General features: G+C 70.5%; 13 protein-coding genes and 1 pseudogene. 9 read left to right on the top strand and 5 right to left on the bottom strand.

Going from position 1 to position 14405, the window contains the following annotated elements:
* Positions 1 to 4: 4 nt before the first annotated feature.
* Positions 5 to 865, bottom strand: a complete 861-nt coding sequence (locus C6A87_RS18115; protein ID WP_311113552.1) for a ribokinase — start codon at positions 863 to 865, stop codon at positions 5 to 7.
* A 71-nt stretch (positions 866 to 936) separates the two neighbouring features.
* Here C6A87_RS18115 and C6A87_RS18110 point away from each other — a divergent pair.
* From C6A87_RS18110 to C6A87_RS18100, 3 genes and pseudogenes are all read left to right on the top strand, one after another.
* A pseudogene (locus C6A87_RS18110) lies at positions 937 to 2185 on the top strand (glutamate-5-semialdehyde dehydrogenase).
* Between the two features lie 21 nt (positions 2186 to 2206).
* A complete protein-coding gene (locus tag C6A87_RS18105) occupies positions 2207 to 3100 on the top strand; it encodes a MoxR family ATPase (RefSeq protein WP_311113551.1) in 894 nt (297 codons plus the stop codon).
* Positions 3100 to 4554, top strand: a complete 1455-nt coding sequence (locus C6A87_RS18100) for a VWA domain-containing protein (protein ID WP_311113550.1) — start codon at positions 3100 to 3102, stop codon at positions 4552 to 4554. Before C6A87_RS18105 ends, C6A87_RS18100 begins: the two co-directional genes overlap by 1 nt.
* A gap of 68 nt (positions 4555 to 4622) precedes the next feature.
* Here the strand turns inward: C6A87_RS18100 and C6A87_RS18095 are convergent, their stop codons facing one another.
* Genes C6A87_RS18095 through C6A87_RS18080 form a run of 4 tightly spaced genes read right to left on the bottom strand, consistent with a single transcriptional unit; the run spans position 4623 to position 10199 of the window.
* A complete protein-coding gene (locus C6A87_RS18095) occupies positions 4623 to 5867 on the bottom strand; it encodes an FAD-dependent oxidoreductase (protein WP_311113549.1) in 1245 nt (414 codons plus the stop codon).
* Complete coding sequence (locus C6A87_RS18090) at positions 5864 to 7249, bottom strand: FAD-dependent oxidoreductase (protein ID WP_311117983.1); 1386 nt, start codon at positions 7247 to 7249, stop codon at positions 5864 to 5866. Before C6A87_RS18090 ends, C6A87_RS18095 begins: the two co-directional genes overlap by 4 nt.
* Positions 7249 to 8706: an FGGY family carbohydrate kinase gene (locus C6A87_RS18085; protein ID WP_311117982.1), complete on the bottom strand. Its 1458-nt coding sequence runs from the start codon at positions 8704 to 8706 to the stop codon at positions 7249 to 7251. Before C6A87_RS18085 ends, C6A87_RS18090 begins: the two co-directional genes overlap by 1 nt.
* 11 nt (positions 8707 to 8717) lie before the next feature.
* Complete coding sequence (locus C6A87_RS18080) at positions 8718 to 10199, bottom strand: amino acid permease (protein WP_311113548.1); 1482 nt, start codon at positions 10197 to 10199, stop codon at positions 8718 to 8720.
* A gap of 146 nt (positions 10200 to 10345) precedes the next feature.
* Here C6A87_RS18080 and C6A87_RS18075 point away from each other — a divergent pair, with 146 nt between their 5' ends.
* The 6 genes from C6A87_RS18075 (at position 10346) to C6A87_RS18050 (ending at position 14394) form a co-directional block, all read left to right on the top strand.
* Positions 10346 to 11074: a GntR family transcriptional regulator gene (locus C6A87_RS18075; RefSeq protein WP_311113547.1), complete on the top strand. Its 729-nt coding sequence runs from the start codon at positions 10346 to 10348 to the stop codon at positions 11072 to 11074.
* A gap of 66 nt (positions 11075 to 11140) precedes the next feature.
* Positions 11141 to 11755 (top strand): nicotinate-nucleotide adenylyltransferase, encoded by a 615-nt coding sequence (gene nadD / locus C6A87_RS18070; RefSeq protein WP_396836895.1) that lies wholly within the window; start codon positions 11141 to 11143, stop codon positions 11753 to 11755.
* Positions 11752 to 12144, top strand: a complete 393-nt coding sequence (gene rsfS / locus C6A87_RS18065; protein ID WP_311117981.1) for a ribosome silencing factor — start codon at positions 11752 to 11754, stop codon at positions 12142 to 12144. The genes nadD and rsfS overlap by 4 nt, the downstream gene beginning before the upstream one ends.
* Positions 12141 to 12818, top strand: a complete 678-nt coding sequence (gpgP, locus tag C6A87_RS18060; protein WP_311113545.1) for a glucosyl-3-phosphoglycerate phosphatase — start codon at positions 12141 to 12143, stop codon at positions 12816 to 12818. The genes rsfS and gpgP overlap by 4 nt, the downstream gene beginning before the upstream one ends.
* Positions 12808 to 13554 (top strand): diglucosylglycerate octanoyltransferase, encoded by a 747-nt coding sequence (octT, locus tag C6A87_RS18055; RefSeq protein WP_311113544.1) that lies wholly within the window; start codon positions 12808 to 12810, stop codon positions 13552 to 13554. The genes gpgP and octT overlap by 11 nt, the downstream gene beginning before the upstream one ends.
* Positions 13555 to 13560: 6 nt before the next feature.
* Entirely contained in the window at positions 13561 to 14394 is an 834-nt protein-coding gene (locus C6A87_RS18050; protein ID WP_311113543.1) for a DegV family protein, read from the top strand.
* Positions 14395 to 14405 lie beyond the last annotated feature (11 nt).

Here is a 14405-nt window from a genome sequence, read left to right as displayed (position 1 = left end):
CGGGTCAGGACGCCTCCAGGACGTCCTCGACAGCCTCACTGTAAGGGGCACAGTCCCCGGCACCGTGCACCAGCGTCGCCAACGCTCCGGCGGCACAGGCGCGCGGCAGCGCGTAGTCGACCCCGCGCGGCCAGTGCGCGGCGAGCACGCCGGCGAACACGTCGCCGGCGCCGGTGGTGTCCACCGCCTCGACGGACGGCGCAGGCACGTCCAGGCGGTCCGGCCCGAAGTAGGTGGCACCGCGCCCACCCCGGGTGACGATCACGTGCGGCACCCGCGGCCGCTCGCCGTCGAACCAACCCTCGGCCTCGGTCTCGTTGACCACCACCACGTCGACGACCTCGGCCAGCGTGGCGACGTCGTCCGGGGTCGGCGACGCGTTGAGCATCACGGTCGCCCCGGCTGCGCGCCCGACCCGGGCCGCGGTCAGTGCGGTGTCCACCGGGATCTCCAGCGACACCAGCACCACCTCGGCGGCGGCGACGACGTCCCGCACGGCCGGTGAGCTCAGGCTCAGATGCGCGTTGGCTCCGGGCGCGACCACGATGAAGTTCTCGGCGGTGCCGTCGACCACGATCGCGGCCGTGCCGCTCGGACCGGGCACCGTCGTCACGCCGTCGGTGCCGACGGAGTTGGCGCTCAGGTGCGCCCGCAGATCCCCGGCGGCGGCGTCGGTGCCCAGCGCGGCGACGAGCTGCACCACCGCGCCGGAACGCGCCGCCGCGACCGCCTGATTGCCGCCCTTGCCGCCCGGCGTGGTCGACAGCGCCGACGCCAGGACGGTCTGTCCGGCCCCGGGAAGCGCGTCGACGCCGAACGTGAGATCGGCGTTGACACTGCCCACCACACAGACCCGCGTCACCATGAGCGCCAAGCTAGCCGCCGACCGGGTCGACGCGTGTCGAAAGCCGCAGACACGTCCGATACCCTGGCCAGATGAGTGTGCAGGCCCCCTCTGTCCCCGACCTGCGGCAGCAGGTGCACGACGCCGCCCGCCGGGCCCGGGGCGCGGCCAGGACGCTGGCGACTCTCAGCACCGACACCAAGAACCGGGCGCTGCGCGTGGCCGCCGACCATGTCCTGATGAACACCCGCACGATCCTGGAGGCCAACGAGGCCGACCTCGAGACGGCGCGGGCGTCGGGCACCCCGGCCGCCATGCTCGACCGGCTGGCGCTGGATCCCACCCGGGTCGAGGGCATCGCCGACGGCCTGCGTCAGGTGGCGGGCCTGCCCGATCCGATCGGTGAGGTGCTGCGCGGCCGCACCCTGCCCAACGGTCTGCAGCTGCGCCAGCAGCGGGTCCCGCTCGGTGTGGTCGGCATCGTCTACGAGGGCAGGCCCAACGTCACCGTCGACGCATTCGGCCTCACCCTGAAATCGGGCAACGCCGTTTTGCTGCGCGGAAGTTCGTCGGCCGCGCAGTCCAACGCCGCGCTGGTGAACGCACTGCGCGCGGCGCTGGCCACCGAAGGGCTCGACGTCGACGCAGTGCAGCTGCTGCCCAGTGAGGACCGCGCCAGCGTCACCCATCTGATCCAGGCCCGCGGCCTCGTCGACGTGGTGATCCCGCGCGGCGGAGCCGGGCTGATCGACGCGGTCGTGCGCGATGCGCAGGTGCCCACGATCGAGACCGGCGTCGGCAACTGCCATGTCTACGTTCACTCCTCGGCCGACCTCGACATGGCCGAGACCATCGTGCTGAACGCGAAGACGCGCCTGGCCCAGCGTCTGCAACGCGGCCGAGTCGCTGTTGATCGACGCGGCGATCGCCGACGTCGCGGTGCCGCGGCTGACCGGCGCGCTGACCGCGGCGGGCGTCACGGTGCACGCCGACCCGTCCGAGGACGACCTGCGCGCCGAGTTCCTGTCGATGGACATCGCGCTGGCGGTCGTCGACGGTCTGGACGCCGCGATCGACCACATCAACGAGTACGGCACCGGCCACACCGAGGCCATCGTCACCTCGGATCTGGCTGCCGCCCAGCGGTTCAGCGAACGGGTGGACGCCGCTGCGGTGATGGTGAACGCCTCGACGTCGTTCACCGACGGCGAGCAGTTCGGTTTCGGCGCCGAGATCGGCATCTCCACCCAGAAACTGCACGCGCGGGGACCGATGGGGCTGCCCGAGCTGACGTCCACCAAATGGATCGTGTGGGGCGACGGCCACACCCGTCCGGCCTGAGCCCCGAGGAGAGAAGCGCCCGTGACCGTTCCCGCACAGATCGTGCCGATGTTCGCCGACATCGACGACGTCGCCAAGCGGCTGGCCGAAACCGGCTACCTGCCCGACACCGCCACCGCCACCGCGGTGTTCCTCGCCGACCGGCTGGGCAAGCCGCTGCTGGTGGAGGGGCCCGCCGGCGTCGGCAAGACCGAACTGGCCCGCGCGATCGCGCAGTCCACCGGCTCCGGACTGGTGCGCCTGCAGTGCTACGAGGGCGTCGACGAGGCCCGCGCGCTCTACGAGTGGAACCACGCCAAGCAGATCCTGCGCATCCAGGCCGGCAATGCGTCCGCCGGCGCGGACGGCGCCTGGGACAAGACCCGCGACGACGTGTTCTCCGAAGAGTTCCTGCTGACCCGCCCGCTGCTCACGGCGATCCGGCGCACCGAACCCACGGTGCTGTTGATCGACGAGACCGACAAGGCCGACATCGAGATCGAAGGCCTGCTGCTGGAGGTGCTCAGCGACTTCGCGGTGACGGTGCCCGAACTGGGCACCATCACCGCCGAGCGGCGTCCGCTGGTGGTGCTGACCTCGAACGCGACCCGTGAGCTCTCCGAAGCGCTCAAGCGGCGGTGTCTGTTCCTGCACATCGACTTCCCCGACCCCGAGCTGGAGCGGCGCATCCTGCTGTCGCGGGTGCCCGAGCTACCTGAACGCCTGGCCGAGGAGCTGGTCCGGATCATCGGCGTGATGCGGGGGATGGCGCTCAAGAAGGTGCCCTCGGTCGCCGAGACCATCGACTGGGGACGCACCCTGCTGGCGCTGGGCATGGACACCGTCGACGACGAGGTGATCGCGGCGACGCTGGGTGTGGTGCTCAAACACCAGTCCGACCAGATCAAGGCGGCCGGGGAGCTGAGGCTCAACTGATGCCGCCCCGACGCACCCGCCCGCCCCAGCCGCTGGCGCCGCACGGAATTCCCGGCCATCTGGTCGAGTTCGTGGAAGCGCTGCGCGCGCAGGGCATCTCGGTGGGTCCGTCGGAGACGGTGGACGCCGGCCAGGTGATGGCCGCGCTCGGGCTGGCCGACCGCGCCGTGCTGCGCGAAGGGCTGGCGTGCGCGGTGCTGCGCAGACCCGATCACCGCGAGACCTACGACGCGCTGTTCGACCTGTACTTCCCGGCGGCGCTGGGCGCCAGGACCGTGCTCGACGACGACTCCGACGGTGAGTCGGGGCTGCCGCCCGAGGACATCGAGGCGATGCGCCAGGCCCTTCTCGACATGCTCACCGACTGGCGCAACAACAACGACGGCGAGGAACCGACCAGCCTCGACGAGCGCCTGGCGGCGATGATCGCCCAGATCGTGGAGGCCTACGGCCGCTACGACTCCAGCCGCGGGCCGTCGTACTCGTCGTATCAGGCGCTCAAGGCGATGAACCTGGACGACCTGGAGGGCCGGTTGCTGGCCGGTCTGCTGGCCCCGTATGGCGAGGAGCCCACCCCGACCCAGGAGCAGATCGCCAAAGCGCTTGCCGCCCAACGGATCAGCCAGCTGCGCAAGATGGTGGAATCCGAGACCAAGCGGCGCACGGCCGAGCAGCTGGGCCGCGACCACGTGCAGATGTACGGCGTCCCGCAGCTGGCGGAGAACGTCGAGTTCCTGCGGGCGTCGGGGGAGCAGTTGCGCCAGATGCGCCGGGTGGTGGGCCCGTTGGCGCGCCAACTGGCCACCCGGCTGGCGGCCCGGCGGCGACGCTCCCGCGCCGGCGAGATCGATCTGCGCAAGACGCTGCGCAAGTCGATGTCCACCGGCGGCGTGCCGATCGACGTGGTGCTCAAGAAGCCGCATCCTGCCCGTCCCGAGCTGGTGGTGCTGTGCGACGTGTCCGGGTCGGTTGCCGGGTTCAGTCACTTCACGCTGCTGTTGGTGCACGCGCTGCGCCAGCAGTTCAGCCGGGTGCGCGTCTTCGCGTTCATCGACACCACCGACGAGGTCACCGAGTTGTTCGGCCCCGACGCCGATCTGGCCGTGGCCGTGCAGCGGATCACCCGTGAGGCCGCGGTCTACACCCGCGACGGGCACTCCGACTACGGCCACGCGTTCGTGTCGTTCCTCGACAAGTTCCCGAGCGTGCTGTCGCCGCGCAGTTCACTGCTGGTGCTCGGCGACGGCCGGAACAACTACCGCAACCCCGAGACCGATCTGCTCGCCCACATGGTCAACGCCAGCAGGCACGCGCACTGGCTCAACCCCGAGCCGAAGCACCTGTGGGGCAGCGGCGATTCGGCCGTGCCGCGCTATCAGGACATCATCACGATGCACGAGTGCCGCTCGGCCAAGCAGCTCGCCTCGGTCATCGACGCGCTGCTTCCCGTCTGACCCCTGCCGAAATTGCATTCCACGCGGCCTCTCGACGAGAAGCGCCGCGTGGAATGCAATTTCGCCGGTCAGGCGAGCGAGAGGGTGACCGGGCCGCCCTTGGGGTCCGCGCCGGCCACCAGGGACCACGGCGCCCGGTAGACGCGGCCGGGAGCGGCAGGCCACGGCGTGCGCCTGCTGCCCAGCAGTCGGCCGTCCTGCATCGCGCGCAGCCTCGGCAGCCGCCGGAATTCGTCGGTCCACAGCAGCAGATCACCCCGCGAGGGCACGCCGCCGTCGGCCGTGACCAACTGCGGCGCGACCCAGCGGAACGGCGCCTCGACACGGATCGGGGTCGCCGCGGACACCGGGGCGGCGTCGTCGTTGCGGCGCAGCCAGCTCTGCACCGCGGTGGCGACGTGACGTCCGTCGAGCGCGGCGCCGTCCGCGGTGTCCACCGGGTGCAGCAGGTTGCCGACGGCGAACACCCCCGGCCTGCTGGTCCGCAGCGACGGGTCCACCACGGGGCCGCGGGTGCCGCGGTCCATGTCCAGCCCGGCGGTGCGGGCCAGTTCGTGGTCTGGGATCCAGTCGCCGGTGAACACGACGGTGTCACAGTCGATCTCGTGCCGCCTGCCGGTGACCGTGTGTTCGACGGTGACCGAGCGGACACGGTTCTTGCCGTGGATGCCGACCACCCGGCTGCCGGTCAGCACCGGACCGTCGAGCAGCAACCGGCCGGCCGAGCGGAACGCCGTGTACGCCTCGGCCCGCGGGTAGGAGCTGACCATCGCCGCGGTGGTGCACCCGGCCTCGCGCAGGGTCAGCACCGCCGACCAGCTGACCAGCTCGGCGCCGACGATCACCGCGCGCCGACCCACCGGCGCGTGCTGCACGTGCACCAGGTTCTGCAGCTGACCGGTGGTGTACACGCCGTCGGGCCGGTCGCCGGGCACCAGCCGGGCGGGCCGGGGCCGTTCGCGGGCGCCGGTGGCCAGGATCACCGCATCGGCGGTGACGGTGCGCACCCCGCGCGGCGAGGTGACCTGCAAGGTGCGCTCACCGGCCCAGCCGGTGACCATCGCCTCGGTCTCCAGGACCGCGCCCGCGTCCGCGGCCGTCTCGGTGAGCCGCCGAGCGTAGGCGGGCCCGGAGACGAACCGGTGCAGATCGCGCATGCCGTAACCGAGATGGTCGCTGTGCCGGGGGATTCCGCCGGTCTGCGCCTCGCGTTCGAGCACCAGCACCTCACCGTCGACCGAGGGTGCCAGTGTGGCCGCCGCGGTCAGACCCGACGGCCCGCCGCCGATGACGGCTACTGCGACGTGGTTCATCGCGCCGCCCCTGCCTGCAGCAGCGCCTCGGTGTGCGCGCCGCAGTAGAAGCCCTGGCAGCGGCCGTTCATCACGCGGGTGCGGCGGCGCAGCCCGTCGAGATCGGCAGGTGGGATGGGGGAGTCGAACGCGTCGCGAATCTCCCCGGCGCTGACCCGCTCGCAGAAGCAGACGATCCTGCCGTACTCCGGGTCGGCGGCGATGCGCTCGCCGTCCTGGTAGGGGCGCAGCCCGGCCTCCCCGATGTTGGGCATCTGCGGTGGCGGTGGCAGGCCGTCACGTTCGGTGACGTCGACCCCGGCGTCGTCGAGCAGGCCGGCGACGTGTTCGGCGACCGCCATCCCCGACGTCAGCCCGGTGGACCGGATCCCGCCGACCAGCACGTAGCGCTGTGCGGCGTCGAGGTCGATGAGGTAGTCGTCGTGCTCGGTCGCGGCGCGCAGCCCTGCGTAACTGGCGGTGACCTCCTCGTCGAACAGCGACGGCATCAGCGCCCGCCCCTTCGACACCAGGAAGTCGAAGCCCTTTTCGGAAGTGCCGGTGGCCGTGCGGTCCTGCAGGTTCTCCGAGGTGGGGCCGACCATCACGTTGCCGTAGATGGTCGGGCTGACCAGCACTCCCTTGCCGCGCGACGACGGCACCGCGAGCACGATCAGCGGCACCATCGGCCGGGTCAGCTTGTCGAACACCAGCAGCTCGCCGCGGCGCGGCACCACGGTGAAGCGCTGATACCCGAACTCGGCGTCGAGGGTGTCGGCGCCCAGCCCGGCGGCGTTGACGATCCACCGGCCGCGGACCTCACCGGCGGTGGTGCGTAGCGTCGTGTGCTCGGCGCCGACCTCGACGCCGGTGACCCGTGCCCCGCGCAGCAGCCGCGCGCCCCGCGCCACGGCGTCGGTGGCCAGCGCCAGATTGGTGGTCCAGGTGCAGATGATCGACTCGCCCGGCACGGTCAGCCCGGCCAGTGCGCCCGGCCCGAGATCGGGCACCCGCCGGTACACCTCGTCGGCCGAGACCACACCGCACTCGCGGTAGCCGTTGCGTTCGGCCTTGACCACCAGGCCGGCGAGGGCGGCGGACTCCTCCTCGGTCCAGGCCACCAGCATCGCGCCGGTGCGTTCCACCGGGATGCCGGTCTGCTGGGCGTAGTCGCCGAGGAGCTGGTAGCCGCGGGCGACCAGGCGGGACTCCAGGGTGCCCGGGGTGGCGTCGAATCCGGTGTGCAGCAACGCGGTGTTGGCCTTGCTGGTGCCGTCGCCGACGTCGTCGCGCCCCTCCACCAGCGTCACGGACAACCGTGTTCCCGCCAGCGCCCGCGCGATCGCCGAGCCGACGATCCCGGCGCCGACCACGACGACGTCGGAGACGGCTTCGCCGCTCATCATGGGTTCTCCTCAAATGAATTGTGTTGAGCTGCAGCCATATCAGCGGCTTGCCGCCAGCGGTGCAGGTAGTCCGCCGCGCGGTCGGCCGACCACTGCGGTGCGTAGGTGTGCTCCGGGGCCCAGCTTCCCACCGCATCGGCGACAGAAGTCCCCGGTTCCAGCGCGAGCCGCGCGCACGCCGCCGCACCGAGCGCGGTGGCGTGCAGGGACGGATACACGTCGACCGGCATCCGGGCCAGATCGGCCTGGGCCTGCATCAGCGCCGCGGACCGGGTCAGGCCGCCGTCCACCCGCAGCCGCGTCAACGGCCGGCCGAGATCCGCCGCCACCAGGTCGGTCAGCGCGGTCACCTGGGCGGCGATACCCTCGATCAGGGAGCGCACCAACTGGCCACGGCCGCTGGACAGTGTCATCCCCGAGAACGACGCGGTGGCCCCGGAATCCCACCACGGCGCGGCAAGGCCGGCCAGCGCCGGAACGCACAGCACGCCGTCGCTGGATTCTGCTGCGGCGGAATCGATCTGATCAGCAGCCGGAACCAGACCGAGGTCCACGGCCCATCGGATCGCCGAGGCGGCGGTGTAGACCTGGCCGTCGGTGCAGTAGTGGGTCTGGTCGCGCAGCCGCCACGCCACCGACGTCGTCAGCCCCGACGTCGACCGCACCGGGTCGGGACCGAGCTGCGCGAGCAGGAAAGCGCCTGTGCCGTAGGTACATTTCGCCGACCCGGCCTCCAGGCAGCTCTCGGCCAGCAGTGCTGCCTGCTGATCGACGATCAGCCCGGCGACGGGCAGACTGCCGCCGAACACGCCGGTGGCGCCGACGATCTCGTCGCAGCCGACGATCTCGGGCAGTGCCTCGCCGTCCATGCCGAACAGCGCGACGAGGTCGTCGTCCCATTTCACGCCGTCCAGCGACATCAGCAGCGAGCGGCTGGCGGTGGACGCGTCGGTGACGAACGCCCCGCACAGCCGGTGCAGCAGCCAGGTGTCGGTCGTGGTCACCACACCGTCGCGGGTCAGGTGCTTGCGCACCCAGGCCAGCTTCGGGGCGGAGAAGTAGGGGTCGAGCACCAGCCCGGTGCGGCGCGCGACCTCCTCGGCGTGCTCGGACAGTGCGGCGCACAAGGATTCGGCGCGTCTGTCCTGCCATACGATCGCCGGGGTCAGGGGCCGGCCGGTCGCGCGGTCCCAGGCCAGCACCGTCTCGCCCTGGTTGGCCAGTGCGACCGCGGCGACGGGCACCCCCGCCTGCTCGAGCGCGCGGCGCCCGGCGGTGACGACGGAGTCGAACAGCGCCTCGGGATCCTGTTCGACGCCGCCGCCGGGCAGATACTGGGGACGCAGCGGTACCTCGGCGATGGACAGCACGCGGGGCGTCGCGTCGTCCCGGAGGTCGACGACGACGGCCTTGGTGCCCGACGTGCCCTGATCGATGGCCAGGATGTGGTGCATCGGTTGGTCCGTCACTCCCGCAGTTCAGCGTCGATCGAGTGCATGTCCGGCATCGACAGGCTCTTGCTGCCGTGGCGGATCAGCAGGTAGGCCAGGTAGGCGGCCCCGATCGCGACCATCACGATGACGTACGCCCAGGCTTCCTTGAAAGACGCGTCGCGGAACAGCGCCAGCTCGAACGCCAGCCAGACCACGGCCACCACCAGGATGGGCGCCTCCCAGACTCCGAGGTCGAACTTGCCGTTGCTCGGCAGTTGCTTGCGCTTGACGAGGTAGAGCACCACCGTGGACGCGTACATCACCGCCGGCAGCAGGGTCGCGGCGCCGAACAGCGTGAACAGCGCCGTCTCCGAGTGCGCGAAGATCGCCAGGATCAGCTGAGCGAGGCAGAAGTACAGCACCGTGGCCTTGAGCGGGGTGTGGAACCGGGGCGAGATCTGATTCCACTGCTGCCAGCCGGGGAAGCGCCGGTCGCGCGACATCGCCCAGGTCACCCGCACGCCGGTGATCATGATGACCAGCCCGCACGCGAAGATGGCCAGCACCACCATCAGCAGCAACAGCGTGGCGACCACCGAACCCAGGGTCGTGTCGATGACATCGGCGATCGGAGTACCGGATTCGGCCAGCGCGACCGGGTCGCCGGCGGCCAGCGTCACCGCGACCAGGAACACGAAGCCGAGCACGCCGGAGGCCAGGACGGCCTGCCACATCGCGCGCGGAACGACCCGCTCCGGGTCGTGGGTCTCCTCGGCGAGGTTGGCCGCGGACTCGAACCCGACGATGGTGAACGCGCCGAGCAGGAAGCCCATCATCCACGGCCCGGCCGACGTCCAGTCACCGAAGCTCCAGAATCCCTCGGTCGACACGGCGCCCTTGCTGAACAGGTTCGAGAAGTCCATGTCCCCGCGCACCGCGGCGACGACCAGCAGCAGCGCGGTCAGCGCGACCATGCCGATCAGCTCCAGGGTCACCAGGCCGTTGTTGACCCGCTCGGCCCACGGCGTGGAGAACGCGACGAGCAGGGCCTGCAGCAGCAGCACCACCGCGGTCATCACCCAGGCGATCGTGGGTGTGCTCTCGTAGTTCAGCAGCACGGGCAGGATCGTCGAGGCGATCGTGTAGTCCACGGCGCAGACCACGACGGCCAGGAACGTGAACGAGATCCAGCCGATGATCCAGCCCAGCACCGGGTTGGCCAGCCTGGACATCCATTGGTAGTGGTAGCCGGTCACCGGGATCCGGGAGGCCAGCGCGCCGAGCACGAACGCGACCGCGAGTTGCCCGATGACCGCGATCGGCCAGGTCCAGATGCCGACCGGGCCAGAGCTGTTGAGCACCGACCCGTAGGTGGTGAAGATGCCGGTGGCGATCGACACGAACGCGAAGGCCACCGCGAACGACGCGAACTTCCCGGTCCGGCGTTCCAGCGACTGCTTGTAGCCGAACTGCGCGAGGTCGGCGGAATCGCGATCCGAAGACGCTTCTGACATCCCTACTCCATTGTCCCGAGGCTTGGTATAGACCATGTGGTTGAACCAAAGTATCGGGTGTGGCGCCCTTCGCGTCAACGAAGTCACGAAGTGTTTACACAGACATGCTGACGACCGAAGTCGACTTACGTGGCTACGCTGCGTAGATGCCCTCTGGCACACCTCTGTACATGTCGATCGCCGCCGACGTCCGCGACCTGATCGCCACCGAACAGCTGGGGCCGCACACGCTGCTGCCGTCCGAACGCGAGCTCGCCGAACAGCACGGCGTCAGCCGGATGACCGCCCGCCAGGCGTTGTCCCTGCTGGAGAGCGAGGGCGTGGTCTACCGGAAGCCGCCGCGCGGCACGTTCGTCGCCGAGCCACGGGTCCGCTTCCACGTCGGCAGCTTCTCCGAAGAGGTCGCGCGGATGGGCCGCAGTCCCGCCGCCCGACTGCTGTGGGCCGAGCACCAGATCGCCAGCCCCGCCGTGCGCCGTGCTCTCGGGCTCGACGACGGCGCCGCGGTGCACGTCTTCCACCGGTTGCGCAGCGTCGACGGCGTCCCGTTCGCGATCGAGACGACCTATCTGCCCGCCGACCTCACCCCCGGCATCCTCGATATCACCGACGACGGATCGCTGTGGGCGATGCTGCGTGCGCGCTACGGCATCGACCTGGCCCGCTCGACGGCGGTGCTGGAATCGATCGTCCTCGACGACGCCACCAGCGCGCAGCTGGGCGTCCGTGCCGGCTCGGCAGGCACCCTGCTCACCCGCAATACGGTGGACAGCGACGGGCGGTGCGTCGAGTACGCACGCGACGTGTACCGCGCCGACCGCGTCGCGTTCGAGGTCTCCGAGGCGATGCACTCCCATCGCCTCTCGGCGGTCTGAGCACGCACTCCCGTAAGCTCGCTATTCGTGCAAGCAGGCAGCCGTCGGCGGAGAAGGCTGGGCGTGATGGGCGGGACGTTCGATCCCATCCACAACGGCCACCTCGTCGCGGCCAGCGAGGTCGCCGACCGGTTCGACCTCGACGAGGTGGTGTTCGTCCCGACCGGCCAGCCCTGGCAGAAACGCGCACGGCCGGTGACCGCGGCCGAGGACCGCTACCTGATGACGGTGATCGCCACGGCAGCCAACCCGAGGTTCACCGTCAGCCGGGTGGACATCGACCGCGGAGGTCCCACCTACACCAAGGACACGCTGCGGGATCTGCGCGCACAGAACCCGGATGCGGATCTGTACTTCATCACCGGTGCCGACGCGCTGGCGTCGATCCTGTCGTGGCAGAACTGGGAGCAGATGTTCTCCATCGCCCGGTTCGTCGGGGTGAGCAGGCCCGGTTATGAACTTGACGGCAAACACATCTCGGCGGCCATGGCCGAACTGCCCGACGATGCGCTGAACCTGATCGAGGTGCCCGCCCTGGCCATCTCGTCGACCGACTGCCGGCGCCGCGCCGAACAGTCTCGGCCGATCTGGTACCTCGTGCCCGACGGCGTGGTGCAGTACGTCGCCAAACGAAATCTCTATCGGACTCACGTCCTTGCAGGTGAAGGAGAGCTGCCCTGACCGCCACAGCTGAAGCCATCGAAATGGCCACCATCGCCGCGAAAGCGGCGGCGGCCAAACTCGCCGAGGACGTCGTGGTGATCGACGTCTCCGGTCAACTCGTCATCACCGACTGCTTCGTCATCGCGTCCGGTTCCAACGACCGTCAGGTCAATGCGATCGTCGACGAGGTCGAGGAGAAGATGCGCCGCGCCGGCTACAAACCGGCGCGACGGGAGGGCACCCGCGAGGGACGCTGGACGCTACTCGACTACATCGACATCGTCGTGCATGTCCAGCACGAGGACGAGCGCAATTTCTATGCGCTCGACCGCCTCTGGCGCGACTGCCCGATCATTCCGGTGGATCTCGAGGACGTGCAGAAGGACGCTCCCGGAGACGGTGAATGAGAGTTCGCCGCCTGGTCATGCTGCGGCACGGGCAGACGGAGTACAACGCGAGCAGCCGCATGCAGGGCCAGCTTGACACCGACCTCAGCGATCTGGGCCGCGAGCAGGCCGTCGCCGCGGCCGAGGTACTCGCCAAACGGCAGCCGCTGCTGATCGTGTCCTCGGATCTGCGGCGCGCGCTGGACACCGCGGTCGCCCTGGGCGAGCGCAGCGGCCAGCCGGTGAGCATCGACACCCGCCTGCGGGAGACCCATCTCGGCGACTGGCAGGGGATGACCCATCTCGAGGTCGACGCGGTGGCTCCCGGGGCCAGGCTGGCCTGGCGCGACGACGCGCGCTGGGCCCCGCACGGCGGCGAGAGCCGCATCGATGTCGCCGAACGCTCACTGCCGCTGGTGCAGGAGCTGGTGGCCCAGCAGACCGAATGGGGAACGGCCGGCTCCGAGCGGCCGGTCGTACTCGTCGCACACGGCGGGCTGATCGCCGCGCTGACCGCCGAGTTGCTCGGGCTGCCGCCGGAGAACTGGCCGATGCTCGGCGGCATGGGTAACGCCAGCTGGGTCCAGCTGGCCGGGCACACCCGGCCGGACGGCGACCCGGCCGAGTTCTCCGCCATCCGGTGGCGTCTCGACGTGTGGAACGCCTCGGCGCAGGTCGCCAACGATGTCCTCTGAGCCCGGGACCGGTCGCAGGACGCTACTGGTCTTCTGTGACTCGCTGTCCTACTACGGGCCGACCGGCGGGCTGCCCTCCGACGACCCCCGGATCTGGCCCAACATCGTTGCCGGGCAACTGGACTGGGATGTGGAGCTGATCGGCCGGATCGGGTGGACCAGCCGCGACGTGTGGTGGGCGGCGACCCAGGACCCACGGTCGTGGGCGGCGCTGCCGAAGGCGGGCGCGGTCGTCTTCGCGACCTCGGGCATGGACTCGTTGCCCTCGCCACTGCCGACCGCACTGCGCGAGCTGATCCGCTACGTCCGCCCACCCAGGGTGCGGCGCTGGGTGCGTGACGGATACGGCTGGGTGCAGCCGCGACTGTCGCCGATCGCGCGGCCCGCCCTGCCCCCGCACCTGACCGTCGAGTACCTGGAGATGACAAGGGCGGCAATCGACTTCAACCGTCCCGGGATCCCGATGGTGGCATCGCTGCCGTCGGTGCACATCGCCCCGACCTACGGTATGGCCCACCACGGCCGGCCGGGCACCGTCACCGCGATCACCGGGTGGGCGACCGAACACCGGTTGCCGCTGGTCGACCTGAAGGCCGCCGTCGGGGAGGAAGTGCTCAGCGGGCGCGGCAATCCTGACGGCATCCACTGGAACTTCGAAGCCCACCAGGCCGTCGCCGAGCTGATGCTCAAGGGCCTGGCCGAGGCCGGTGTCCACGTCCCGTCGGCAGGTGGCTGAGAGTCGATGCCGGTAGTGATCGTCAGCGACTCGTCGTCGCGCCTGCAGCCCGACGAGCGCGCACGCTGGGACATCCGTGAGGTGCCGCTGCACGTGCTGGTCGACGGGGTGGACCTGCGCGACGGGATCGACGACATCCCGTACGACATCCACGACCGGCCGAAGGTCACGACCGCCGGCGCGACACCGGCCGAACTGGTCGAGACCTATCGCCAAGCCCTCGACGACAGTAACGGTGACGGCGTTGTGGCCGTGCATCTTTCGGCCGCGCTGTCCGGTACCTACAGCGCTGCGGCGACGGCGGCCCGGGCGTTCGGCCCGGCGGTGCGGGTGGTGAACTCGCGGTCGGCGGCGATGGGCGTCGGCTTCGTCGCGCTGGCTGCCGCCGAGTGTGCACGTGCCGGCGGCGACCTCGACGACGTCGAAGCCGCCGCGCGCTCGGCACTGCCGCGTTCGCACGTGTTCCTGGTCGTGCACCGGTTGGACAACCTGCGGCGCAGCGGACGGATCCGCACCACCGCATCCTGGCTGGGCACCGCGCTGGCGCTCAAACCCCTGCTGTGCCTGGACGTCGACGGCCGGTTGGTGCTCGACCAGCGGATCCGCACGGTCACCAAGGCACACGCGGCGATGGTGGACCGGGTGGCCGAGGTGATGGGTGACCGCAGCGCCGCCGTCGTCGTGCACCACGTCGACAATCACGACGCCGCCGATGAACTCGGCGCCGCACTGACGCAACGACTTCCGCAGATCTCGTCGCTCACCGTCGCCGACATGGGTCCCCTGCTGTCGATCCACGTGGGTGGCGGCGCGGTGGGCGTGGCCGTCCAGGTCTCCTGAGCTCCGCGCGA

Origin of the sequence: Mycobacterium sp. ITM-2016-00317 (assembly GCF_002968295.1) — a bacterium.
GTDB lineage: Bacteria > Actinomycetota > Actinomycetes > Mycobacteriales > Mycobacteriaceae > Mycobacterium.
Note: the sequence above shows the minus strand (reverse complement) of the source record. Positions and strands in the feature narration are given on the sequence as shown.

Bases quoted from the DNA above. Each gene is read 5' to 3' on its own strand.
- C6A87_RS18115 (WP_311113552.1), bottom strand. From the start codon at position 865: ATGGTGACGCGGGTCTGTGTGGTGGGCAGTGTCAACGCCGATCTCACG.
- C6A87_RS18100 (WP_311113550.1), top strand. From the start codon at position 3,100: ATGCCGCCCCGACGCACCCGCCCGCCCCAGCCGCTGGCGCCGCACGGA.
- C6A87_RS18095 (WP_311113549.1), bottom strand. From the start codon at position 5,867: ATGAACCACGTCGCAGTAGCCGTCATCGGCGGCGGGCCGTCGGGTCTG.
- C6A87_RS18090 (WP_311117983.1), bottom strand. From the start codon at position 7,249: ATGAGCGGCGAAGCCGTCTCCGACGTCGTCGTGGTCGGCGCCGGGATC.
- C6A87_RS18085 (WP_311117982.1), bottom strand. From the start codon at position 8,706: ATGCACCACATCCTGGCCATCGATCAGGGCACGTCGGGCACCAAGGCC.
- C6A87_RS18080 (WP_311113548.1), bottom strand. From the start codon at position 10,199: ATGTCAGAAGCGTCTTCGGATCGCGATTCCGCCGACCTCGCGCAGTTC.
- C6A87_RS18075 (WP_311113547.1), top strand. From the start codon at position 10,346: ATGCCCTCTGGCACACCTCTGTACATGTCGATCGCCGCCGACGTCCGC.
- nadD (WP_396836895.1), top strand. From the start codon at position 11,141: ATGGGCGGGACGTTCGATCCCATCCACAACGGCCACCTCGTCGCGGCC.
- gpgP (WP_311113545.1), top strand. From the start codon at position 12,141: ATGAGAGTTCGCCGCCTGGTCATGCTGCGGCACGGGCAGACGGAGTAC.
- octT (WP_311113544.1), top strand. From the start codon at position 12,808: ATGTCCTCTGAGCCCGGGACCGGTCGCAGGACGCTACTGGTCTTCTGT.
- C6A87_RS18050 (WP_311113543.1), top strand. From the start codon at position 13,561: ATGCCGGTAGTGATCGTCAGCGACTCGTCGTCGCGCCTGCAGCCCGAC.